The sequence below is a fragment of the Limosilactobacillus ingluviei DSM 15946 genome, assembly GCF_001435775.1.
Taxonomy (GTDB): Bacteria; Bacillota; Bacilli; order Lactobacillales; family Lactobacillaceae; genus Limosilactobacillus; species Limosilactobacillus ingluviei.
The window spans coordinates 1-24,826 of sequence record NZ_AZFK01000020.1 but is presented as its reverse complement, the minus strand read 5'-3'; the positions used below and the strand labels follow the sequence as shown (position 1 = coordinate 24,826).

Annotated in this window: 20 protein-coding genes; 19 read left to right on the top strand and 1 reads right to left on the bottom strand. The window is 49.7% G+C overall.

Translation table 11 applies throughout. The features are described from left to right. Positions 1-77 precede the first annotated feature (77 nt). From FC43_RS03675 to FC43_RS03600, 16 genes are all read left to right on the top strand, one after another. Positions 78-443, top strand: coding sequence for an Asp23/Gls24 family envelope stress response protein (locus FC43_RS03675; protein WP_019205816.1), 366 nt, complete (start codon positions 78-80; stop codon positions 441-443). Between the two features lie 21 nt (positions 444-464). After that, positions 465-2,141, top strand: coding sequence for a DAK2 domain-containing protein (locus tag FC43_RS03670; protein WP_056954230.1), 1,677 nt, complete (start codon positions 465-467; stop codon positions 2,139-2,141). A gap of 77 nt (positions 2,142-2,218) precedes the next feature. Beyond that, positions 2,219-4,252 carry an ATP-dependent DNA helicase RecG gene (gene recG, locus FC43_RS03665; protein ID WP_056954228.1) on the top strand — a complete coding sequence of 678 codons (2,034 nt, stop codon included), beginning with the start codon at positions 2,219-2,221 and terminating at the stop codon, positions 4,250-4,252. Positions 4,253-4,274: 22 nt separating this feature from the next. Beyond that, complete coding sequence (plsX, locus tag FC43_RS03660; RefSeq protein ID WP_056954225.1) at positions 4,275-5,318, top strand: phosphate acyltransferase PlsX; 1,044 nt, start codon at positions 4,275-4,277, stop codon at positions 5,316-5,318. A 45-nt stretch (positions 5,319-5,363) separates the two neighbouring features. Continuing rightward, the gene (gene acpP, locus FC43_RS03655; protein WP_019205812.1) at positions 5,364-5,606 is read left to right on the top strand and encodes an acyl carrier protein; all 243 of its coding nucleotides are present in this window, start codon (positions 5,364-5,366) and stop codon (positions 5,604-5,606) included. Positions 5,607-5,751: 145 nt separating this feature from the next. Continuing rightward, the gene (rnc, locus tag FC43_RS03650; RefSeq protein WP_056954224.1) at positions 5,752-6,453 is read left to right on the top strand and encodes a ribonuclease III; all 702 of its coding nucleotides are present in this window, start codon (positions 5,752-5,754) and stop codon (positions 6,451-6,453) included. 9 nt (positions 6,454-6,462) lie between these two features. Next, positions 6,463-10,020, top strand: a complete 3,558-nt coding sequence (gene smc, locus FC43_RS03645) for a chromosome segregation protein SMC (RefSeq protein ID WP_056954222.1) — start codon at positions 6,463-6,465, stop codon at positions 10,018-10,020. 12 nt (positions 10,021-10,032) lie between these two features. Continuing rightward, positions 10,033-11,505 (top strand): signal recognition particle-docking protein FtsY, encoded by a 1,473-nt coding sequence (ftsY, locus tag FC43_RS03640; RefSeq protein WP_056954220.1) that lies wholly within the window; start codon positions 10,033-10,035, stop codon positions 11,503-11,505. Between the two features lie 34 nt (positions 11,506-11,539). Beyond that, positions 11,540-11,881, top strand: a complete 342-nt coding sequence (locus tag FC43_RS03635) for a putative DNA-binding protein (protein ID WP_019205808.1) — start codon at positions 11,540-11,542, stop codon at positions 11,879-11,881. 5 nt (positions 11,882-11,886) lie between these two features. Beyond that, entirely contained in the window at positions 11,887-13,335 is a 1,449-nt protein-coding gene (ffh, locus tag FC43_RS03630) for a signal recognition particle protein (RefSeq protein ID WP_056954217.1), read from the top strand. A gap of 168 nt (positions 13,336-13,503) precedes the next feature. Further along, complete coding sequence (locus FC43_RS03625) at positions 13,504-14,559, top strand: hypothetical protein (RefSeq protein ID WP_056954215.1); 1,056 nt, start codon at positions 13,504-13,506, stop codon at positions 14,557-14,559. An 11-nt stretch (positions 14,560-14,570) separates the two neighbouring features. Next, a complete protein-coding gene (gene wsfD / locus FC43_RS03620; protein ID WP_056954213.1) occupies positions 14,571-16,031 on the top strand; it encodes a glycan biosynthesis hexose transferase WsfD in 1,461 nt (486 codons plus the stop codon). Beyond that, a complete protein-coding gene (locus tag FC43_RS03615; protein ID WP_235807583.1) occupies positions 16,028-17,596 on the top strand; it encodes a hypothetical protein in 1,569 nt (522 codons plus the stop codon). Before wsfD ends, FC43_RS03615 begins: the two co-directional genes overlap by 4 nt. Positions 17,597-17,604: 8 nt before the next feature. Further along, positions 17,605-18,852, top strand: coding sequence for a glycosyltransferase family 2 protein (locus FC43_RS03610; RefSeq protein ID WP_056954211.1), 1,248 nt, complete (start codon positions 17,605-17,607; stop codon positions 18,850-18,852). After that, positions 18,852-20,921, top strand: coding sequence for a cellulose biosynthesis cyclic di-GMP-binding regulatory protein BcsB (locus FC43_RS03605; RefSeq protein ID WP_235807582.1), 2,070 nt, complete (start codon positions 18,852-18,854; stop codon positions 20,919-20,921). The genes FC43_RS03610 and FC43_RS03605 overlap by 1 nt, the downstream gene beginning before the upstream one ends. After that, entirely contained in the window at positions 20,908-21,768 is an 861-nt protein-coding gene (locus FC43_RS03600) for a GGDEF domain-containing protein (RefSeq protein WP_056954207.1), read from the top strand. Before FC43_RS03605 ends, FC43_RS03600 begins: the two co-directional genes overlap by 14 nt. A gap of 137 nt (positions 21,769-21,905) precedes the next feature. On the opposite strand, the gene hpt is transcribed toward FC43_RS03600, so the two are convergent. Further along, positions 21,906-22,442, bottom strand: a complete 537-nt coding sequence (gene hpt, locus FC43_RS03595) for a hypoxanthine phosphoribosyltransferase (protein ID WP_056954205.1) — start codon at positions 22,440-22,442, stop codon at positions 21,906-21,908. Positions 22,443-22,791: 349 nt separating this feature from the next. Here hpt and FC43_RS03590 point away from each other — a divergent pair, with 349 nt between their 5' ends. From FC43_RS03590 to FC43_RS03580, 3 genes are all read left to right on the top strand, one after another. Next, positions 22,792-23,292: a hypothetical protein gene (locus FC43_RS03590; protein ID WP_056954203.1), complete on the top strand. Its 501-nt coding sequence runs from the start codon at positions 22,792-22,794 to the stop codon at positions 23,290-23,292. A gap of 568 nt (positions 23,293-23,860) precedes the next feature. Next, positions 23,861-24,265, top strand: a complete 405-nt coding sequence (locus FC43_RS03585) for a hypothetical protein (RefSeq protein ID WP_056954201.1) — start codon at positions 23,861-23,863, stop codon at positions 24,263-24,265. A 9-nt stretch (positions 24,266-24,274) separates the two neighbouring features. Continuing rightward, complete coding sequence (locus FC43_RS03580; protein WP_056954197.1) at positions 24,275-24,808, top strand: hypothetical protein; 534 nt, start codon at positions 24,275-24,277, stop codon at positions 24,806-24,808. Positions 24,809-24,826 lie beyond the last annotated feature (18 nt).

Genomic DNA, 24,826 nt, shown 5'->3' with positions numbered 1-24,826 from the left:
CCGGGGAGCGAAACTTTTTTCAGCGCGTTATCTATGATAAGATGATGGTGACTTTGAGCGAAAAGGAGGCCATTTTCATGGCAGTAAAGATTAAGACAAAGGCTGGCACGATTGACATTGCAAACGACGTGATTTCAACGGTCGTTGGCGGGGCCGCCACTGATAATTATGGTGTCGTTGGAATGGCCAGTCGCAATCCGTTGCGCGATGGGGTCAACTCAATTTTACAACGGGATAATTACAGTAAGGGTGTTGTGATCAAGCAAGATGATAATGGGATCGAAGTCGAGGTTAACATTATCGTCGGTTTTGGCACGAAGATTTCCGAAGTGTCCAAGAGCGTCCAAAACAAGGTTAAGTACAACTTAGAATCAATGCTTGGGATCACCGCCAATGAAGTTAATGTCTGCGTCCAAGGGGTCCGGGTCCTGGGCGATGATTAAGCGATAGTTGGAGGAAGAATTTTGGCAGTTACTACGATTACGAATCTCGAATTTGGCAAGATGGTGCAAGCCGCCGCTGCTAAATTAAATCAACAAGCTGAGTTTATCAATTCCTTGAACGTCTTTCCGGTTCCGGATGGTGATACGGGGACGAACATGTCCATGTCAATGGCCAGCGGGGCCAAGTATGAACGAGAAGCGACCAGCACCGCGGTTGGTGAGCTGGCCCAAAGCGTGGCCAAGGGACTGTTAATGGGGGCCCGGGGCAACTCTGGGGTCATCTTATCCCAAATTTTCCGGGGCTTTGCCAAGGGTTGTGAAGGCAAAACCACCTTATCGACCAAGGATTTTGTTGACGCGTATGCCAATGGGGCCAAAACGGCTTATAAGGCAGTGATGAAGCCAACCGAAGGGACGATTTTAACCGTCGTTCGCGAATCGGCGCAAGCGGGCTTAAACAAGGTCAAAGAGACAGATGACTTAGAAGCCGTGTTAGCCACGATTGTCGCGGCCGCGGATGCCGCCTTGCAAAAGACGCCGGAATTATTGCCGGTCTTAAAAGAAGTCGGCGTGGTTGACTCCGGCGGCCAAGGCTTGGCCTTTGTCCTGCACGCCTTTTATGGGGCCTTGACCGGGGAAGAAATTGCTGATGAATTGCCAGACAATGCTCAAATGGATGAAATGATCAACGCCAAGCACCATCAAAGTGCCCAAGGTAAGTTGGATCCAGACGACATTGAATTTGGCTACTGTACCCAAATGATGGTGCGGATTGGAAAGGGCAAGCAAGTGACCCAAGCCTTTGATTACGAAACGTTCTACAATTACTTGGCGGACTTGGGTGACAGTCTGTTAGTGATCAATGACGATGAAGTTGTCAAGGTCCACGTCCACACGGAACATCCGGGGAAGGTTTTGACGTGGGGCCAACAATTTGGGGATCTGCAAACCGTCAAGGTTGATAACATGCGGTGGCAACAAGAAGAGATCATGAAAGAAGATCAGCCCGCCCAACCAACGGCCGCCGCACCGCAAGAAACGCCAGCCACGGCGGTAATTGCCGTGGCATCCGGGGATGGGGTGGCCAAGCTCTTGCAAAGCTTAGGGGTGACCCAAGTGATTGCGGGGGGCCAAACGATGAACCCAAGCATCCAGGATTTAGCCGATGCGATCAATCAGTCCGGCGCCAAGCAAGCCTTGATCCTGCCAAACAACGGCAACATCTTTATGGCGGCCGAACAAGCGGCCCAAGTGGCGGATATTCCCGTTCAGATTGTGCATACCAAGACGATTGCCCAAGCGATGAGTGCTTTGTTGGAATATAATCCAGAAGCCAGCTTGGCGGATAACCAAGCAGCCATGGAAAGCGTATTGGGCAACGTGGCCAGTGGTGAAGTTACGGTCGCGGTGCGGGATACCCAATTGAACGGTCAAACGATCCACAAGGACGATTACATGGGGATCGTCGATGGCGAAATTGTGGCTGTTGCGCCGACTGTGGCAGCTGCCGCCGAAAAGATGGTGGCGGCCATGCTGGATGAAGACAGTGAAGTGGTCACGATTTTGTACGGGGCCGACGGCAGTAAGGAAGCCGCTGAAGCTCTGAAGGAACAGATCCTGACGCAAGATGATGAATTAGATGTTCAAATCTACGAAGGGGATCAACCAGTTTACCCATACTTGATTTCGGTTGAATAATTTTTAATAAGGGTCGGATGGCAAGTGAACACTTGGGTCCGGCTTCTTTCGATACATATGGTTGAGGAGGTGGCCGTGTGCAATCATTACAAGATCCGGTGACAACGTTAAAGGGCGTCGGCGATAAAAAAGCCGAGCAACTGGCGACCTTAGGGATTACCACGGTCGAGGACTTGTTGACCCACTATCCCAGCCGCTACGATGACTTTGCGCCCACTAATTTAGAAGTGGCGGTGGATAAAAAAAAGGTGACTTTACACGGGACGGTGATTTCCGCCCCGGTTGTCAGTCGGTATGGTTACCGAAAAAGTCGCTTGAGTTTTCGCTTGCAAACCGGCCACCAAGTGGTGCAGGTGATCTTTTTTAACCAACCGTACTTTAAGGATCATTTACAAGTGAACGGGGATGTGACGGTGGTCGGCACGTGGCAGCGGGCCCGCCAACAGGTGTGGGGGACCAAGCTGCTAACGGTGAAACCGGGTGAAGAAACGATTGGGGCAGTTTACGCGGCCAATAAGCACGTCAAGCAAGCCACCTTGCACCAATTGATCGAAGTGGCGTTTCACCAGTATCAACACGTGATTGCAACCTTGCTCCCAGTGGCGTTGCGCCAACGCTACCAGTTATTGGACCGCCCGACCATGATGCAATGGCTGCATTTTCCCACCACCGGGGAACAAGCCAAGCAAGCCCGGCGGACCGCGGCTTACGAAGAGGTCTTTTTGTTTCAGTTGCGGCTGCAATCGATGCGCTTGGCCCGCCGGACGGCGGATGGCTTGCAGATCTGGTATGACAACGAGGAATTGCGGGCCTTCATTAAGACGATTCCCTTTGAGCTGACGGCGGCGCAAAAGCGGGTGGTTAATGAGATTTGCCGTGATTTGCGCAGTCCCTTTCAGATGAACCGGCTGTTGCAAGGGGATGTCGGCAGTGGGAAAACGATTGTCGCCGCGATTGCAATTTATGCGACCATCCTGACCGGCCATCAAGCGGCGCTAATGGCACCAACCGAAATTTTAGCGGCCCAGCATGCCGCTAAGTTGGCCGAAGTTTTTGCGGATACGCCGGTTAACGTGGCCTTACTTACTGGCTCGTTGACCGCCAAGCAGCATACCGAGCTGCTCAAACAAATTGCCGCTGGCCAGTGTAATTTGATTATTGGGACCCATGCCTTGATTCAAGACCAGGTCCACTTTGCTAATTTAGGCTTGGCGATCATCGACGAGCAACACCGCTTTGGGGTTGAGCAACGCAAATTGCTGCGGGAAAAAGGGCTGCAGCCCAACGTGTTGGCAATGACGGCGACGCCGATTCCACGGACCCTGTCCATTACGGCTTACGGCGAAATGGATGTCTCGGTGATTGATGAACTGCCGGCGGGTCGAAAAGCGATCAAGACGACTTGGCTGAAAAGTGATCAGGGGGAAGCGGCGCTTTCGTTTCTAACCGCGCAATTGCAACAGGGGGCGCAAGCATACGTGGTCAGTCCCCTGATTGAAGAATCCGAAAAACTTGATGTCCAAAATGCGACGGCCCTATATGAGCACTTGGCGGCCCACTTTCAGCCGGAGTATCAAGTGGGCTTGTTGCACGGGCGGATGAGCAATGATGAAAAAGCGACCGTGATGGCTGATTTTGCGGCGGGCAAGGTCCAAGTCCTGGTTGCCACGACCGTGATTGAAGTGGGGGTCGACAACCCGAATGCGACGGTGATGGTGATTTATGATGCGGATCGCTTTGGCCTGGCCCAGCTGCACCAATTGCGGGGCCGGGTCGGGCGGGGCGGCCGCCAGTCCTACTGCTTGCTGGTTGCCGATCCGAAAACCAGCGAAGGCAAACAGCGGATGGAGACGATGGTGGCGACCACCGATGGCTTTGTAGTCGCCCAACGTGATTTGGAGTTGCGGGGAGCGGGTGATTTGCTCGGCAAAAAGCAGTCCGGGATGCCAGAATTTAAAGTGGCCGATCCAGTGGCGGATTTAAAGATGATGCAATACGCCCGCCAAGATGCGTTGAATCTATTAGAACAACCGCAGTGGGATCAGCAAGACGAAAATCAGCCCCTGGTGCACTACTTAACCCAGCAAAACTTACAGACGCACTTTGATTAATGAAACGATGGAGGCTTTGATGATGAAAATTGCAGTTGATGCCATGGGTGGCGATCACGCCCCTAAAGTGGTCGTAAACGGGATCGAACGGGCCCGCGACCAACACCCCGACTTGGAATTTATGCTGTTTGGTGATCCAGCTGCGGTCCAAGCCCAGCTAAGCAATCCGGAACGGATCACGATTGTTCCCACGACCGAAGAAATTGAAATGGGGGAAGAACCGGTACGGGCCATTCGCCGGAAAAAAGATTCTTCGCTCGTGCGGGCGGCAATGGCGGTAAAAAATGGCGAAGCCGATGCCTTCTTTTCCGCGGGAAATACGGGGGCAATTTTAGCGGCCGGGCTGTTTATCGTGGGGCGGATCAAAGGGATTGACCGGCCCGGTTTGACCAGTATTTTGCCGGTCGCCTTACCCAATGCGGCCCAGGCGACCCGCTTCGTCTATCTGGATTCGGGAGCCAATGCCGAGTCCAAGGAACGTAACCTGGTGCAATTTGCCCAGTTGGGCCGGTTTTATGCCAGTCAAGTTCTCGGCGTCGCTAATCCCCGGGTCGCCTTGTTGAACAATGGGGCCGAGGCCGACAAGGGGGACAGCTTCCATAAAGCCGTGCACCAACTGTTAGCGGCGGATGATAGCTTAAACTTCGTGGGGAATGTCGAAGCCAGTGAATTGTTACATGGCAAAGCCGACGTGGTGGTGTCGGATGGTTGGACCGCCAATGCCGCTTTGAAGGCTACGGAAGGAACGGCCAAATTGGTCTTGCACCTCTTAAAGGATGGCATTTTAAATGGTGGCTGGCGGGCCAAATTGGGCTATGTGTTCTTAAAGCCGGTCTTTAAAAAGATTGCCAAATTAATGACGCCGTCGAATTACGGGGGGGCTGTCTTGTTAGGCTTGAAGGCCCCGGTGGTGAAGGCGCACGGGGCCGCTGATGAAAAAGCGATTGTCGCAACGATTGATCAGATTCAAACGATGTTGACATCGCAAGTCGTCCAAAAGACGGCCGCGTACTTCCAAGCGGCAGAAGAAAATGGCCAAACCGTGGACAAGCCGGGGGAAAACTAATAGAATAGAGAAGTTAGTAATTACAGATTAAGAGGTTTGACAAGCATGGACAAGAAAGAAATCTTTGATCAAATTGCCGCAATTGTGTCGGATCACTTTGATATTGACCGGGCAAAGATTACGGATGATTTAAACTTGAAAACAGACTTAAACGCGGACTCAATTGACTTCGTTGAATTTGTGCTTGAAGTAGAGGATACTTTTGGGGCCCAAATTGATGACAGCGAAGCCGAAAAGTTGAGCACGATTGGTGAAGTGGTAGATTACATCGCTGCCCACCAGAAGTAAGAATGCGCTAGTGGGGTCGCGATGAAGTGAGCTTCGTCGGGGCCTTTTTCTAACGGCTGACACTTTAACAGGACCATAGATTCGGCCTGTGAGATGGGTGGAAAAACTTCGGCCTATCTCAGAGGAAAAATCGGAAAGGATAACCATGATTTCAGAATTACAGGCGTATTTGCAAGCAGAATTTGGGATTCATTTCCAGGACACTGCCCTGTTGGCAGAAGCTTTTACCCAGGCTTCGTACGTAAATGAGCACCCCAAGGAACACTTAAAGTACTATGAACGGATTGAATTTTTAGGGGATGCGGTGCTGCAATTATTTGTTTCAGAATACATCTACCAGCGCTTTCCGGAATTACCGCAGGGAAAATTGACCCGCTTGCGGGCGGCAATGGTTTGTGAGGACAGTTTCTCAAAGTTTGCCTTAGAGTGCCACTTTGATCAATACATCCGGCTCGGCCGGGGGGAAGAAATGGCCGGGGCCCGGAAGCGGCCCAGCCTTTTGTGTGATATTTTTGAAGCCTTTATCGGGGCACTATACCTGGATCAAGGCCGGGCCGCGGTAGAAAAGTTTATTCACCGGGTCATTTTCCCGAAGTTGGACCAAGGGTGGTTTGATCACGCCGTGGATGCGAAGACGACCCTGCAAGAATTTTTGCAACGCAATGGGGATGTGCAGATCGTCTACCACTTGTTAAAGGAAAGCGGCAGTGAAAACGAACCGGTTTTTACGGTCAACGTAAGTGCCAATGGTCAGGTAATTGGCCAGGGGACGGGTTCTTCAAAGAAACACGCGGAAATGGCCGCCGCCCAAGTGGCCTTAGAAGCATTACGACACACGAAAAAGTAGGGGATTGGCATGCGACTGGTATCATTAGAGATTGATGGCTTTAAGTCCTTTGCGGAAAAGACGGTCATCAACTTCCAAACCGGGGTCACCGGGATTATCGGTCCCAACGGAAGTGGTAAGAGCAACATTATTGAAGCGATCCGCTGGGTAATGGGGGAGCAATCCGCCAAGACCTTGCGGGGGGATAAGATGGTCGACGTCATTTTTAATGGGGCGACTGATCGGGCCCCGTTGAACCGGGCGTTGGTAAAGTTGACCCTGGATAACAGTGATCATTATTTAAACACCCCGTATACCGAGGTAACCGTCTGCCGGAAGCTGTTTCGCTCGGGCGACAGTGAATACTTGTTGAACGGGCAAAGTGTGCGGTTAAAAGACATCGTTAACCTGTTCATTGACTCCGGGATTGGGAAAGAATCGTTTGCGGTGATTTCCCAAGGTCGGGTGGCGGAAATCTTTAACGGTAAGCCCCAGGACCGCCGCAAGATGATTGAAGCCGTTGCCGGGGTCGGCAAGTATAAGGCGGATAAGGAAACGGCGCAGCGCCGGTTAGCAGAAACCAATGACAATTTAAACCGGGTCAACGACATTATCTATGAACTGCAACAACGCTTAGGTCCCTTGGAAGAACAGCGGGCGCTAGCGCAGGATTACGTGGCCCAAAAGCAGCGCTTGGATCGTTTGGATCAAACCGCGACGGTCCGCGCAGTTGAGGCGGCAAACGAACGCTTGACCACGATTTTGACGCAAAAACAGCAGGCCGAGAAGTTGGCGGCGGATTATGAAGCCCGGGTGCACGCGGCGAACGCGCAAGCGGGGCAGTTACAAAGTCAGCGGCAAAAATTGCTGCACACGAAGGACCAACAGCAAGCCACAATTTTACGGTTAACCCAAGAAATCGGCCAACTGAATAACGATCAATCGGTCGCGCAAGTGCGCCAAGAACAACTAACAGCCGAAGTCGCCCGCTTGACGGAGCAACAAGCCGAGACAACGACCAAGTTGGCAGCCGCGCAAACGGCGGTCGAAGCAGCCCAGCAGACGCAAGGCCAGCATGAAACCCGCGTGCAAGCTGCCAAGGAGCAGTTAGTGGCCTTACAAGCGGCCCAAGCACCCGACCAGCAAGCAAAATTGACGGCGGAAATTGAGGCTTTGCGGGCCAAACAAGTGGAGCAGTTGCAAAGTTTGACGACCTTGCACAATCAGCAAACCTTTATCAAGCAGAGTCAATCGCGGGGCCAAAGTCAAGCCGATCAAGTCGCCGCCGATTTAGCCCAGCGCCAGGCGCAGTTGCAGGCGCGCCAGGCAGCTTTAACGACGGCGCAAGCGGCGGTAGAAGCGACAGCCGCGCAGGTTACGGCCCAACAAGGCCAGCTCCAGGATTTACAAGCTCAATTAACAACAACCCAAGGGCAGTATGAGACCGTCCAAAAGCAATGGTACCAAGCGCTGGGGACCTTGCAATCGCAGCAAGCCCGCTTAAAAAATTACCAGGCGATGGCCGCGGATTATACCGGTTACTTCTACGGGGTGCAAAATGTCTTACGCCAACGGCAAACTTTTCCGGGCCTGTTCGGGGCCGTGGGGGAATTACTGACGGTACCCAAGGAGTACACCCTGGCGTTGGAAACGGTCCTGGGCGGACAGTTGCAACACTTAGTCGTTGACAGTCAAGCCAGTGGGAAGCAGATTATTAACTACCTGACCCGTACCCGCGGGGGCCGGGTGACCATTTTGCCGCTGGACAGTTTGCGCGGCGGGCGGGTTCCGACCGCCTATGCAGCAGTGGCTAATCACCCAGGCTTGTTAGGCAAGGCAGTGGATCTGGTGCAGTTTGAGGCCCGCTACCAACCGGTCGTCGACCAATTGTTGGCGACCACCGTGGTGGCCGACAATTTGGATCACGCTACGGAAATTGCCCGCTTAGGCCGGCACCAACTCCGGGTTGTGACCCTCAACGGGGAATTAATCAACGCCAGTGGGGCAATGACCGGGGGGAAGACCAAGCAGCAGCGGGTCGGCTTGTTGACGCAAAAAAAGCGGCAGCAAGAATTTGAAGCGGCCGTCCAACAAGCGACCACAGCCAGTAAGCAAGCGGAACAGGCGGTGCAAACTTGGCAACAAAAACGGCAAGCCCTGCAAGCCGCGGGCCAAACTGCGACTGAGGAATTAACGACCCTCCAGGCAAGGTTAAGCGAGCAACGGGATCACTTGCAACAAGTCACGAGCGAAGTGCAGGATCTGCAACGCCAGATTGCGGCCTTGCAATTGCAAACCAGCCAGCAAGATTCCCAGCACAGTCAGTACGAAGACCAAGTTCAAGCGGCTCAAGCGGCGGCAGACCAGTTGGAAACCGAACTGGATCAGACGAAAGCAGAGTTAGCGGCCAAGCAAGCGGCCCTGACGCAATTGACCAGCCAATCCGCTGATCAAGCCGAAGCGCGGCACCAGGCCCAACAAGCACTGGCCGTGGAAACCGAACGATTGCACCAAGCCCAGGCCGCCGTGGCGGAGCGGCAAGCCGAATTGGTTCGCTTACAAAGTACCGCCCAGGCGCTCAACGAGCAATTAGCGGCGGCCAAGGAACGGTTAACGGCGACCCCAACGGCTTCAGCGGCGCAAATCCAAAGCTTGCAAGCGGAGTTGACGGCAGCCCAAGCGCAGGTCACCGAATTAAATGATCAACTGGAGCAGCTGGAACAAACCCTCGGCGACGCGACAACCGAAAGTGACCGACTGCAAGGTTTGATGCGGGTGGCTTACGATGACTTGACCCGCATCAATGAGCAGCGGTTGGCGTGTGAGCAGACGATTGACCAAGGAGAAAACCACCTGAGTGAGCAATATCACACCACCCTGGCTGCGGCCAAAGCGCAAGTCGTTGATTTACCGGATGAAGAATTGCAGCGGCAAATCAAGCTGTTGCACCGCGGAATTGAAGAGCTGGGGGAAGTCAATGTGGCCGCGATCGGTGAGTACGAAACGGTCAAGGAACGCTATGATTTCTTAGCAGCCCAACAAACTGACCTCTTGGAAGCCGAAGACCAATTGAAACAAACGATGGCCAAGATGGACCAAGAGGTCAAGCGGCGCTTCAGCCAAACCTTCCAGCAGCTTTCAACGGCCTTTGCCACGACGTTTAAACAGGTCTTTGCCGGGGGCCAGGCCAAATTGATTTTGACCGAACCGCATGACCTGTTGGAAACGGGGGTCGATATTTACGCGCAACCACCGGGAAAAAAGAATCAGCAGTTGAGTCTGCTGTCCGGGGGGGAAAAAGCGTTGACGGCCCTGGCCCTGTTGTTTGCCGTCCTTAAAGTTCATCCGGTTCCCTTTGCCATCTTGGATGAGCCCGAAGCGGCCCTTGATGACGTCAACGTGGATCGGTTTGCCACTTATTTGGATCGCTTTGGCAACCAGGGGCCGCAGTTTATCGTGATCACCCACCGGAAGGGGACGATGGTGAACGCCGATGTCTTATACGGGGTCACGATGCAGGATTCGGGGGTCTCCAAGGTGATTACCGTCAACGTTGATCAAACCCTCAAAGCCGCTCAAACAAAGTAAGGAAGTGAGAAGATGGGATTATTTGATATTTTCCGGCGGAAGAAACAACCAGCCGAGCCGGAACAACCAGTCGCAGCGCCAACCAGTGAGGAAAGTGAACCAAGTGGTGCCCCAACGCCCACTAGCAGTGCCAATCCGGTCAGTGAGGCTGTCAGCGAGCCGGCAGCCCCAGCCCCTGCGCCGGTAGAGGCTGACGAACCGCAACCGGCGGCTGAATCAGCCTCTGAGTCGGCTGAACCCCAACCGGCGGCGGGGGATGATGGACCAGAAGAACCTGCCGCAACGCCTAAGGTAACGGTGCAGGTTCCAGCCCCGGAAACTGTGACATCGGCCGCGCCGGTCAGTGAGGAACCGGTGGCCAGTGCCACTGCTGATGCCGGTGATACCACGCCGGCGGCCTCGAGTGCGGCCGTTAAACCGGAACCAGCCGCAGCCGGGAGTGCGTCGGAAGCGGCGGAAAGCTCCGCGGCCCCGGTACCCCAAAGCGCGGCTGAAACAGCAACCGAGGGGGCCGCTGCGGCCACTGAGCCTGCCACGACGGTAGAACCGGCGGATGATAAATATGAAAAGGGCCTGGCCAAGTCGCGGTCCGGATTTGGGGCGCGGTTAAACAAGTTCTTGGCTAATTTCCGGCACGTCGACGAAGATTTCTTTGAAGACCTGGAAGACTTGCTGATTGAATCGGACGTGGGCTTTGAAATGACCCAACAACTCTCAGACGCCCTTCGCGAAGAAGTGAAGTTGCAAAATGCCAAGACTAAACAGGATGTTTCTAACGTGATCATCGAAAAGATGGTGGAACTGTATGAAGCGGCGGGCCAAGATGAACAAACCGGCCTGCAAATGGCGCCAGAAGGGCCGACGGTGATCATGTTTGTCGGGGTCAATGGGGCCGGGAAGACGACCACGATCGGGAAGATGGCGGCCGCCTTCAAGCAAGACGGCAAGAAGGTCCTCTTAGTGGCCGCCGATACCTTCCGGGCCGGGGCCACTGAACAGTTGGCCGTGTGGGCCGAACGCGATGGCGTCGACATTGTGACCGGCCCCGAAAAGGGCGATCCGGCTGCCGTGGTCTTTGACGGCGTGAAGCGGGCCAAGGAAGCCAACTATGATATCTTGCTGGTCGATACGGCCGGCCGGCTGCAAAACAAGGTCAACTTGATGAACGAATTGGCCAAGATGAAGAAGATTTTGACCCGCGAAATTCCGGCCGCGCCGCATGAAGTGCTGCTGGTCTTGGATTCTACGACGGGGCAAAACGCCTTAAACCAAGCCAAGCTCTTTAAGGAAAGCACGGATGTGACCGGGATTGTCCTGACCAAACTGGACGGGACGGCCCGCGGGGGGATCGTGTTGGCAATTCGCAATGAATTGCACCTACCGGTCAAGTACGTGGGCTTAGGGGAAAAGGTTGATGACTTGCAAGTCTTTGATCCCGCGGAATTTGTCTACGGCTTGTTTAAGGGCTTGGTCACGACTAAGTAGTTAACAACAACCGGGCAGAAAGGGTGGTCGGAAAATGGAGTTGGAAAAAAATGAACGGGTTAACGCCCTCTTTGCGTTTTATCAGCCCTTGCTGACGAAAAAGCAGAATGATTATTTGGAACTCTATTACGTCGATGACTACTCGCTGGGCGAAATTGCCGAAGAATTTGGGGTTTCGCGCCAAGCAGTTTATGATAATATCAAGCGGACGGAAAAAATTCTGGCCGCCTATGAAGCAAAGTTGGGTCTGCTGGCGGATTATCAAGCCCGCAACCGGCAATTTGATGCCCTCCAAGCCTACGTTAAGACCCACTACCCCGCTGACGAGCAGCTCAATGCGCTGGTCGCTCAGATGGAAACCTTAGAAGAGGAGTAACTCAAATGGCATTTGAAGGATTAACCGAACGCCTCCAAAAGGCGATGGAAAAACTACGCAAGAAGCCGAAGGTGACGGAGGCCGACCTGCGTGAAACGATGCGCGAAATTCGCTTGGCCCTCCTGGAAGCCGACGTCAATTTTGCCGTTGTCAAGGACTTTGTCAAGAAGGTCCGGGAAAAGGCCACGGGGGCCGAAGTCTTAAAGGGCTTGAACCCCGCCCAACAAATCGTCAAGATCGTCAACGAAGAATTGACCCAAATGATGGGGGAAACGGCGACGCCCCTGGCTAAGGCGCCCCACATTCCGACCGTCATCATGATGGTCGGGCTCCAAGGGGCCGGGAAGACGACCACGGCGGGGAAGCTGGCGAAGAAGTTAAAGGACGAAGAAAACGCGCGGCCGTTGATGATTGCCGCCGACGTGTACCGGCCCGCCGCAATTACGCAGTTGCAACAAGTGGCGGCCACGATTGACGTGCCGGTCTTTGAAGAAGGCACCGAGGTTGATCCAGTCCAAATTGTTAAGGACGGGATGGCTCAAGCGGCGGCCAACCACAATGATTACGTCTTAATCGATACGGCCGGGCGGCTGCAGATCGATGAAAAGCTGATGGACGAACTGGCCCAAATCAAAGCCTTGACCAACCCGAATGAAATCTTGCTGGTCGTCGACGCGATGACCGGGCAAAATGCGGTCAACACCGCCGAAGGGTTCAATGACAAGCTCGACATTACCGGGGTGGTTCTGACCAAGTTAGATGGTGACACCCGGGGTGGGGCTGCCATGTCGATTCGGGCCGTGACTGGTAAGCCGATTAAGTTTGTCGGGGAAGGGGAAAAGATGGAAGATCTCGATGTCTTCCACCCCGACCGGATGGCTTCGCGGATCCTCGGGATGGGGGACATGCTTTCCCTGATCGAAAAGGCGCAAAAGAATTTCGATGAGGAACAAGCCCAGGCCACGATGGAGAAGATGCGGGAAAACACCTTCGACTACAATGACTTTTTGGCCCAGATGGACCAACTGAACAAGATGGGGCCGATGGAAAACCTCTTGAAGATGATTCCGGGGATGGCTAACAACCCCGCCCTTCAAAATGTGAACCTGGATCCCAAGCAGTTTGCCCACATCAAAGCGATCATCCTCTCGATGACCCCGGCCGAACGGGAGAATCCGGATCTGATGAACCCAAGTCGGCGCCGGCGCTTAGCCGCCGGGGCCGGACGACCGATTGTTGAAGTCAATCGCATGATTAAGCAATTCAATCAGATGCGCAAGATGATGAAGCAGGTCACCAACGGGAACTTCAGTGGGCTGCAAAACATGATGGGCGGCCAAATGCCGGGCGGCAAGATGGGCCAAATGGCGATGAACCAAATGGCCCGGCAAATGAAGAAGAATAAGCAAAAGCGGCTGAAGGCCTTGCGTAAGGCCCGCCGCAAGAAAAAATAAGATTTAGCGGTTGCTCAGGCAGCCGCTTTTTTTGTACACTGAATAAGTACTACTTATGAAAGAATCGTGAAGGAAGCATCCAGCACCGCTTCAGGTTTAATACTTCACGGAGCCCGTGCTGGCCGGTGGGATAATTGCGGAAAAATTACAGCAAAGGAAGTGTAAGGTGTGCGAAAATTTTGGCGCGGCCTGTTGCTGATGTTGAGCGGCCTGCTGCTGATTAACGTTGCAATTCCAACAGTGGCTGCTTCAGTTAACGCCAACCAGGCTTTGGTTCAATTCATTGAGCACAAAATGACCGGTAAAGATGGTATTTATACTAATTACTTGGCCACTAGCAATGCAGATGATTCGGTAGCTACCGGGCATCAGTATTTAAGTGAATCTGCTGGCTATTATTTACAATACTTGGCGCAGACAAAGCAAAAGCGTAAGTTTCGGGCCTTCTATAAGCAGACCAAGCGGACTTTTTACCGGCAATCGGTCTTTTTATATCGCTTTGATCCGCATCATCCGGAGAAGTACCAAGTCAATGCTACGATCGATGATTTGCGGATTATTGCGGCATTGCTCAAGTACGATGATATTAATCACACTACGAAGTACCAAACGGAGATTAAGCGCTTGTACCAAGGCTTGAGCAGCCAAGTCAAGCAAGCGGGGTTGCTGACGGATATGTATAGTTTAACGACTCATACCCATAATCAGACGGTGACTTTATGCTACCAGGATCTGGCGATTTTACGGCGGTTGGATCAAAAGAGTTACCTAAAAGCCGTACGAGTTGTGACGGCGGGAAAAATCAGTCATCGCGTGCCATTGTATTACCAAAGCTACCAGTTGAAAACTGGTCACTACAGCCAAGCGCAATTGGTTACCCCCCAGTTGTTGATTACTTTTTTGCACCTAGCGGAAGTGGGAAAATTACCATCGGACAGTTTGAACTGGCTTAAGCAACGGGTAGCAACCCAAACGTTGTATAATGCGTACTCGTTGACGGGGCAAGCTAAAAATCATGATACTGCGGCCGCCAACTATGCCTTGGCGTTGATGATCGGTCAAACGGTGCACGATCAACAATTAAGCACCGCGGCCGAAAAAGTTTTGTTGACAATGCAAGTAACTGATCAAAATTCTCCACTTTACGGGAGCTTTGGTGATCCGCAAACCAAACAAGTATATTCATTTAATGAACTAACGGCGTTAGTCGCCTTGAATCAATAGGAATGTGAAAAATGATCGAAAAATTGAGACGAAGAGTTTCGCCACCCCTACTAGCCTGCCTGTTAGCGGCAGCGATAGTAGGGTATTTATTATTCCTTACCCCCATTAATGGCTATGCTGATAACGGTGACTTTGCCCGGGTGATCTATATTAACGGGATCTACCCCTTAGATCCGAAAAATTATCAGTATACCACTTATCTAACCCAACACTATGGCTTATTTCAGTACTATAACGAGCACGTTGCAATGCTGTTTTCGTCCCAAGGGCTGTTTGTCAAAATGGCGATCGGGCTCAATAAATTGTTTTACAGCCGGACGATTTTTGATCTTCGCTTTATGGGACTGGTTTATTATGGCTTTTACCTGGGAGGAATCTATTTACTCACTTTGGCCTTGACGGACCGTACCAAGCGGCAACTGGTTGATTATGTCATCGCCTTGCTCGTGGTCTTTGTTTTTGCAGATTCATCATTGACGCTGTATTTTAACTCGTTCTTTGCTGAACCAGTGATGATCATTGCCATGATGTACATTACGGCTACCTTATTGTTGCTAATGAAAAAACAATTTACCCGCCGGTGGAGCTTGTTGGTGGGGTACTTTTTGGCGGCCGTGGCCTTGATTACGGTTAAGCAGCAAAATGCCCCGTTGGCTTTGAGCTTAGTGGTCGTGACTGTTGGCCTGAGTTTTGTGTATCGCGACAAATTGGTGCGTTGGGTTGCCCCGCTGATTTGTTTGGCTTTACTAGGGACCGGACTGGCAACTTACGTTATGATTACTGATCAATTCAGCAACATTAACAGTTACCAGTCAATGACGCGAGGGGTCTTGCTAAAGGAAGCTGATCCAGGTAATTCGTTGGAAAAAGGCGGGCTTTCGCGCCAATACGGTTTGCTTAAGGGGGATATTTACACCCAAACGTACGCTGCCACTTCCGTCAAGTCCAAGAATATTACAGCAGATTTTATCCCCCAGTATAATTTTGCTTGGATTTTAAAGTACTACTTAACACATCACCAACAATTTGACGAGATGTTAGATGTGGCTGCCCGGGACAGTTATTTGGTGCAGATTAAGGCGGTTGGGGACTTCACGAAGGACTCCGGGGCCAAGCCGCACCAGCAAGTACAATACTTTACACTATTCGGTGCCATCATGAAGGCGTTTTTCCCGAAGAAGTTTGCGTTTTATTTGACCTTATGCGTGGTCTTGGCGATCATCTATACCATTATTTTTGTCATTGGAATTAAAAGCAATGAAATGGCAGTGGCCATTAAAGCTTTCATGATGATTGGCTATGCCACCATGATTATTGGAACCTTTATTACCGCGGTGGTTGGTGATGGGGATGCCGACTTGGCTAAGCACTTATTGATTGTGCCTTTAGCATTGAACCTGATGTTTTTACAAATCATTGCAGATGTCTTGCATCATAATTTTTGGCATCCGGCAAGGGAGGAACAACAGTGAGAAAACGATGGTTATCGATATGGGTGGCGATTGTAGTCAGCTTGCTGTGCCAACCGGTGGTGCACGCGGCTGATCAGCGACCAGTGTTATTGGTCTATGACAGTGCCAATGTTTATTATGACGGTACCAAGACGATCGATTCCGTGCAACGAATGTTGACAGCGGATGGTTTAGCGGTTAAGACTGTCCGGCTTGCCAATTACCGGCAAGGGGAGCTGAATGATGCGGCTTACCGCGGGGTAGTCACTTTGATTAATTGGCCAGCCGCCGGGTTAAGCAATCCGCGGTTTAATACTGATCGGGCGCACTTTAGTGGTATCAAGCTGCACATTGGACCGAATTTACAGGCCGATGAATTAGTTGACCTCCACGCTAAAAAGGGAATGCTGATTCGACAGCAACTGACCCTAACGGCACATAAAATTACCGAACAGTTACCCTATACCGATCGGATGGAGTACTTAGCCGGTGGGGCGCAGCGTGATGAATATGGGCAATTAAATACCCAAAACGTAGGGCAGCAAAAGATCCTGCCCTACGGCGTGAAGGTGGGGCAAAATGCCTTCTTGCCGTTTTGGCGCACAAATGGATTGGCAGTGAGCTGTGAGGCAAAGTTGTTGGCGGACCTCTTTAATCCACAAGCCGAAAACCGGCCGCTGTTGGTAATCAATAATGTGACCCCAACCAGTAACTTACACTACCTTAATCAATTGGTGACGGCATTGGACAGCAATAATATTCCGTTTGCTCTTAGCGCAACCAACGTGGAGACTAACACCAATCAGTTTGCTTACCAGAAATATATGTATGCGTTGCGACTGGCGGAGCTAAAAAACGGCCTGGTCTTTATGCGTGTACCGTACTTGTATTCATACACGGGAAAAGAAATTACTGCGGCTAATTTAAGGGCGACGATGAGTGAACGCCTGCAGTTAATGGTTAAAAGTGGGGTCTACCCAACTGGGTTAGCCGCTCCCAACCATTGGAATCAAGACCAAGTTTTGGGCAAGGTGGGGCTAAAGGCCGCGACCAATGTGTTATTGTTGCCCAACCCGAAGACTTACCCGCAGGTGCAGCGCACGAAATTCAGTCGATCCTTTGACCGGGCTTATTATGTCATGTCGTTGAATGGGTTAGCCAAAGCAAAGACCACGGTCGCTTTAACCAAAGCGGCACAATCTTATGCGGTGCCAATTGCCTTAAACGTTAAACTCCCCCGGACCCAAGCGGAATTGCGCCAGGTGAAAAAGAGCGTTTTAAATGCCAATTTAGACTGGGAAAATCCAGCGACCGAGACAAAGACCAGAACCATGACTTTTGCTAAGCTGAAATTGACCTATCATGCGGGGACCTATTTTGTAAACGGGGAGCCACAAAATATCAGCGATGCCGCGCCGGTACCAAAGCATTCGGCACGGTCTCAGGCTCACGAAACTGGTTTGAACTTGATTTTATTCTATCAAGGTAAGTTCTTAATGGCCTTTATTTTGGTAACCTTGCTGGGCTTTGGGGTCTTGATTTATTTAGGGCGCAAAGCTTATTGGGCAAAGTTTAAGAGAAAGTAGGAAGAAAATTGTCACTAGTCGATTTATTGTTATTTATCAGCATTTTTTCGATTTGGACCATTTTAGCGGTAAACGTCGTATTGATCTTTGCGGGATACGTAAAATACCTCACGATGAAAGTCCACGCCCACTTACCTGCTGTCCCGCCATTTGTCAGTATCCTGGTGCCGGCGCATAACGAAGGAATTGTGATTGTGCGGACCGTCAGGGCATTGCTAGCCTTGGATTATCCATCTGAGCGCTACGAAATTATCGTCATTAATGATAATTCCTCGGATAATTCGGCGGCACTATTGGCCGAGCTTCAAGCCAAGGCCCCTAACCGCCAGTTAACCGTAATCAATACGGACCAAACAAACGGGGGAAAGGGGAAGTCCAACGCCTTAAACATTGGGCTGCAAGCAGCGAAGGGGTCAGTCATTGCGGTGTATGATGCTGACAACACCCCGGAAAAACCGGCGTTACGGATTTTAGTAGCTGAATTGTTGGCCGATCCCAAAGCGGGAGCGGTAATTGGTAAATTTAGGACGCGGAACAAAAATGCGACCTTGTTAACCCGCTTTATCAACATCGAAACCCTCTCTTTCCAATGGATGGCCCAGGCTGGGCGCAAGCAGCTGTTTAATCTTTGCACGATTCCCGGCACCAATTTTGTGATTCGTCGCAGTTTACTGGAAAAAATTGGTGGTTGGGACGTGAAAGCCTTGGCCGAGGACACGGAAATCAGTTTTCGGACGTATTTGATGGGGTATCATATTAATTTCCAACCGGCTGCGGTGACTTGGGAACAAGAACCCCAAACGTTGTTGGTTTGGTTTCATCAACGAACTCGGTGGGTGAAGGGAAATATCTACGTAATTTTAAAGAATCTGAAATTGCTGGGCGATCCCAAGAGTAAGGCCATTCGATTTGACTTAATGTATTTTTTGTCAATCTACTTTTTATTGATGACGTCATTGGTAATTTCCGATACTGTCTTTATCCTGTCGGTCTCGGGCTTGCTCCATACGTCGATCAATGGTTTTAGTAATTGGCTGTGGTTCTTTGCGATTGTTTTATTTGTTCTAGGAACTTTTATCACGATCACCACGGAAAAAGGGGAGATGACGCTATCAAACCTGTTACTGATCGTGGTGATGTACTTGGTCTACAGTCAAATGTGGTTGGCTGTGGCCTTTTACGGGATGCTGATGTATCTGCAGGAACAAATTTTTCATAAAAAAGCAAAATGGTATAAGACACAGAGGTATGAATAGTGAAGAAATTACTTATTATGATATTAACCGCGTTTAGCTTGCTGAGTGCGTGGGGCGGGCAAGCTAACGCTGATGACTTAAAGAGCTATACGCAGCCTTTTCAAAATACCACGCAAACCTTATCGGGAAAATCGGTCGCGGCCAACACCTACTTTACTAAAATTGATTATTGGGACGTGAAGAAGGCTTCGCTGAATTTAAGCTACCAGGTTTCACAAATTGCTGACGATCAAACGTCAGATATTACGGTGGCTATTAACGGGGTAAAATTTTATTCTTTTCGGCCTGAAGTAAAGGACGGAGTGCAAACCAAGACAATTGACATTCCGCTCAATTTGATCAAGGGGTCCAACAACCTCAAAATTTACGGCCAAATTTTAAATAAGGCGGGGAAAAGCGCTGTTAGCGTGCAAACGCCGGCGAACTGGTTGACCCTTTATCAAGCCTCAAACGTTAATTTTCAATATAATTTAAAGCAGCCTGACTATAATTTAAAGTCCTTTTATAATCACTTTTCCGGGGCTGACACCATTTCTTTTGGGCAATCGGTCATTGCCGTGCCCAAGCAGCCTAGTGATGGTGAATTGGCCGCTGCAACCTATGCTTTGACCGGTGTCACCAGGACAATTGCAACGGACACGGACCAAGTCCGGATCTTGCCCGATAATGATGGGCGGGTCAAAGCCGCTCCGTACCGGGTCGTAATTGCTACGTATGATCATCTTCCTAAACGCTACAAACACGAATTTTCAGTAGCCAAGTTAAAGCACCGGGGCGGGCTGAAATTAGTGTATGCCAAAGATAAGTACACCTTGATCATTACGGCCCTGGATGATCAAATGTTGCAAAAAGCGACTCGCTTTATGGCGAATACGGAGTTGATGACCGAGACCAAAAAGCCGGTAAAATACGTAAGTGCCAAAACAGCGACTTATATGTCCAGTTTACACTATGATGGCAGTCGCCAGTTGACTACCCAAGGGGTAACCCTAAGTGGGAGCGGTCACCATGAAGAAACCTTCTTTGTTGCTTTACCAGCCAGTCAAAGCAATGCCTATGGCAGCAAGGTCCGGTTAAGCCTGAAGTACGCCAAAAACTTGAACTTTAACAATTCGTTGGTAACGGTCTATATCAATAATCGCAACATTGGCAGCTACAAGTTAAGGGCCGAGCGGGCCGATAATGATGAGCTGACCTTTAAGTTGCCTGCTAACCTGAAGATCGGCAGTGGTTTTTCCGTGCGGGTCGCCTTTGACCTAGAGCCACGCCAAATTACCAAATCAGACAATACCGAGAGTCCGTGGGCGGCGATTAATCCGACTTCCAAAATCTTTGTTCATGCGATGGAAAAGAACACGCTGCTTTTTTCCAATTACCCGAGTCTGTTCATTAAAAATAATACCTACGATCATTTAGCAGTGGTCAGACCCCAAACCATGACTACTGATGATTTTGAAGCCTTGTCCAATCTTTTTAATTTGATCGGGATTTATACCAAGAGCAATACGGGCCAAATTAAATTTTATCAACACCAACCTGATCACACGACCTTGAAGAACAGTAATGTGATTGTTTTGGGAACCCCGGGACAAAATGCAATGATCAAGCGCTTGAATGATCAATTGTATTTCCGCTTTAACGCGCGGTTTACCCACTTTATTTCAAACGAAAAATTAAGTATTGAATCAGACTACGGGAAGACAATTGGCACGGCCCAGCTTTTGCGTTCCCCCTACAATCCAAAGCGAGGACTATTGGTCGTCACGGGGATGACACCGAAGGATGTCTACCTAGCTTCAACCCAAATCAATTACCAAAAGACGATCGTTGAGCACGGTGGGGATACGATCGTGGTCGATCAAGACAATAATATCTACAATTACCGGTTTAAAAAGCACGCGACACTAAACAAGCACGTAGCGCTGAAACAAACCATTCGCAAAAACACCAAGTTGATCGTCTACCTAGTGATTGCCAGCTTGTTTATGGCTTTGCTAGTCGCAGCGATTTTTATGATTTTGTGGAAAAACAATTTGCTGAGAAAGGGTAAAAAGGATGAGCAACGATAAAAACCATAGTTTAAGTGCTGATATTTACATCATCTTGTTATTAGCTTGTTCAATCATGACAGCCATCTTCGTGGGGATTTCAGCTAATCTGATGATTTTAAATTGCGTATTTCTGGCGATTACTTGTTTTTTAGTGCTGGTCACTTATTTTGTGGGCTTGTTGGCCGGGTTGATTTTTAATTTGCTGTTTATCTTTGTTCAGGGGAGCTATGTATTATACGCGGACGTGGTGTTAGGACAAGAACTCAACTTGTGGTTAATTGGGTGGCTTTTTTGGCCCTTGCTATGGTCGGTTTTGATACATTTAATGACCAACAACTTGCGCGACTTGCAAGCCGAAAATCAGCGGTTAAAGGAAGCCAATGCACGCAGCCTTGGTTATAACAGCGAAACGGATTTGCGGACGATGCGTTCCTATCGGCAGGATGCGGAAGTCTTTATTGAAACCCATAAGCGCTTTGCGATTCCGGTGGCGACTGGGATCATTTCGATTCGTTATTTTCGCCAAATTATGAACTTGCTGACGACCGAGCAACAACACCATCTGGTGAAACGCTTGTCAAAAATCTTGGCGGATAGCTTTCGCAATAATGATATTGTCTATAGCCTCGAAGGAATTGGGGGTACTCCCCAGTGGGCAGTGCTGCTCTTTGCTGATTATGAGGGCGCCATGCGTGCAATGGATCGAATTAAGCAACGCGTTACGGAGCTGCTTCAAGCGGATGAGGAACTCGGGGAGTATGAGATCCAAATTTCAATTGGGGTGGTCGAATACGATCCGGATAAAATTGCTAACATCAGTGAATTTATCGCCGCGGCCCAACGGGTCATACAATACGACGTCTAACTTACTAAATAATTGAAACAGTAGCTGGAAAAAAGGCTTAAAAATTCAAAAGCGTTAGAAACCACGTGACTGAAACGGTGATTTCTAACGCTTTTTGTTGTTGCTTTCTAAGTTCTAGCCGAAAAGCTAAGCTTATTCTATTCGTAAATCGACCGTTTTAAGACGCCGATGTAGGGGAGGTTGCGATACAGACCATTGTAGTCCAGCCCGTAGCCGACGATGAATTCATTCGGGACTTCAAAGCCGATGTAAGCCGCGTCCACATCCACTTCCCGGCGGCTAGGTTTATCCAAGAGGGCGCAGGTGGCAATGCTTTTGGCGCCCCGGCTGGCAAAGAGTTGGTCCAGGAATTTGAGGGTGTGGCCGGTATCGATGATGTCTTCGACGATCAAGACCGGCCGGTCGGTCACGTCGTGGGAGAGGTCCCGCAACAAGCGGACCCGGCCCGAAGATGCGGCGTTGTCTTCGTAGCTGGAGACGTCGACGTAGTCAATGTTCAGTTTGAAGTCCAGCCGTTGGAGCAGGAGCGAGGCAAAGATCATCGCCCCGGTCATCACCGGCACGACGACCGGGAATTGGTCTTGGTAGCGCTGGGTCAACGTTTCCGCCAGGGCATCGATCCGGGCTTCGACTTGGGCTTGGTCATATAAAATTTTTTCAATGTCAGGATTCATAATTAGTGGTGTTCCTCCCAAATAATGTTCGGCAAAACCGAACGATTTTAAAGTAACTACGTTGTTTGATAGTTGGATTTTAACATAATCGAGGTGAAAAGGGGAGAAAAACCGCAACTTTTCCGGGGCTGACCCGGCAAAATGTTAATTATTGGGCTTGGATGGTGACCTGACTGCTCTTTTAAGATTGTTAGCATACCGTGACTATTTAACAATGAGCTGCGCCTAGTTATCAACTTATTAGCTCAGGTGCGCAATTAATGGTGACCATCAGGTGGGCTGCGCAGTATTTTTGCATAGGAAAGCGATTTCTGAGATGGTAAAATAACAGCTAAAGGGGGCGAAAAGAATGTTGATTAAAGTCCGTTTACTGACGACAGCGGCCACGTTTACGGCCTTGCTGGCGGAAAAGGATCCCGTAGTGGCACCGGACGGCTTTATGCCGATCTATGCGACAGAAGAAGCCCTGGCCATCGGCACCCCGGTGGTGGTGCCGTGGCAAAGCCAGGGGGAAGCAGAACGCTTGCGCTTGGGGGTAGTTGCCGAACAGCTAACCAAGCAGGCGACTGACTTTGATTTTAAGATTAAGCCGGTCTACGCCGTTTTGACTCCAACGCCCGAGACGCAACGACAGGTACAAATTCAACAGCGGGGGCAACTAGTTGCCAAAATGCAACGGCGGGCCCGCTTGGTAACGTGGTGGCAACACCAAGAAAAGCTAGCTAAAAAGGATTCGCAGCTGGCGGCAATGCTGGCTGAATTGCAAGCCCAGTACCAAGACGACGAATGGGAAGCTTTGTACCAACAGGTCTTTGGTGGGGAGTGTGACTGGAGTGAGCCACCGTTTTAAGCGGAAAAATTAAGTAATAGTAAGGGGAACCCTCAGAGTTGGTAATGCAATTCTGAGGGTGATTTTATGACGAAGAATCAATCAGTGAGGGGAAGACGGGAAGCAAACCAAGCATCGTTGAACATGGTCGGAAGATTTAGGCGCGCTTGACGCGAGAAATGGTTACAACTGCTAATTTTATGTATTGATTTGATAATGTATTTTTTGTAAAATTATTAAGGTTAAATTTAGAGATAACCCAAGTTTAAAAGTTAACTTGTAATTGAATCTGTTAATAATGAGTTAGCTAGCAGTTAAGAATAAACTATAATTGCTAAAGAATACCATAGTGGGGGTAACTAATTTAATTACTAGTACTCTCCAGTCCAAGAAAATGTTTTTTGAAAATCGGTTTAAGTTGCAAGAATACTTGAATTCAGATCAAGGTGCACTCGGTCAGAAGCGTAAATCACGTGTTGAACAGGTAGTACGTGATCTTTATTCCATCAGAACCGGCGCCATATTGTAATGAACGTGGTCTTGAACTGATGAATGAGTACCTTAGCGGCAATAAATAAGAGGTGATAGTATGGCTGGTCAAAAAGAGTCAAAGACAAGATCTATTCGCTATATTAAAGATAGCGATATAGATAATTGGGTTAAAAACCAGACGTCGTTTAACGCTTCGATTAAAGCGTTGATTAAGTTTGCGATCGACCAATACGGCTACGAAGATTACTTTCTAGCTCTACAAAAGGTGAGCCTTAAATTGTACGGTACTGGTTCACGTGGTCATATTGATGAACAGACTATGAATGATTCTAACGAAACTAAGTCAGAGCAACCAGAAGAAGTAAAGCAAGAAGACGTAGATTCAGTTGAAGAAGAAACGACAGACGATAGCAGGCAGAATAAAGAGAAGAAGGCGAATAATAGCGCCCCGAAACTCAATTTAAGTATGCTTGCAGACGCTGATATTTTAGATAATAAGTAGGTGCCTAAAATGACAGAAGTAGTTTTGCAATTTGCTCACCAAAACAAGATGCTATTATGGTTTCTGGGAATTCTAGCTGTTGTAATATTCTTTGTTAAAATTATCGATAAAGTTGATCCTGAAGGTGATGAAGAGCGAAGTAGAAATTGGGAACTGCGTCAATCGTGTAAGGAGGGAGCTTGGTCATATCATGACCACTTTACATTCCCTCGAGGTGGACATATTTATATTGATCACGATAATCAATGGATAGGAATATTTAAAGGCGGTATGTACGGCACAAAGGTTAATATTAGCAGTGTATCTCGTGTAATTCCTATTATTGATGGTCACCAAGAATCAACTGGAAATAATTCATTGCCGGGAGCTGTTGCTGGTGGATTATTACTTGGCGGTGTTGGTGTAATAGCCGGGGCCGTTGCTGGTATGAATCGTAATTATAATTATGTGCGAAAAATGTCTTATGTATTTATGTTTAATGGATCACGTGTAGAATGTGTTTTTGTACTCCCGAAATGTCAATTTAAGTTAGAAAAAAAGTAGTTGCTCATCAGTGACGTG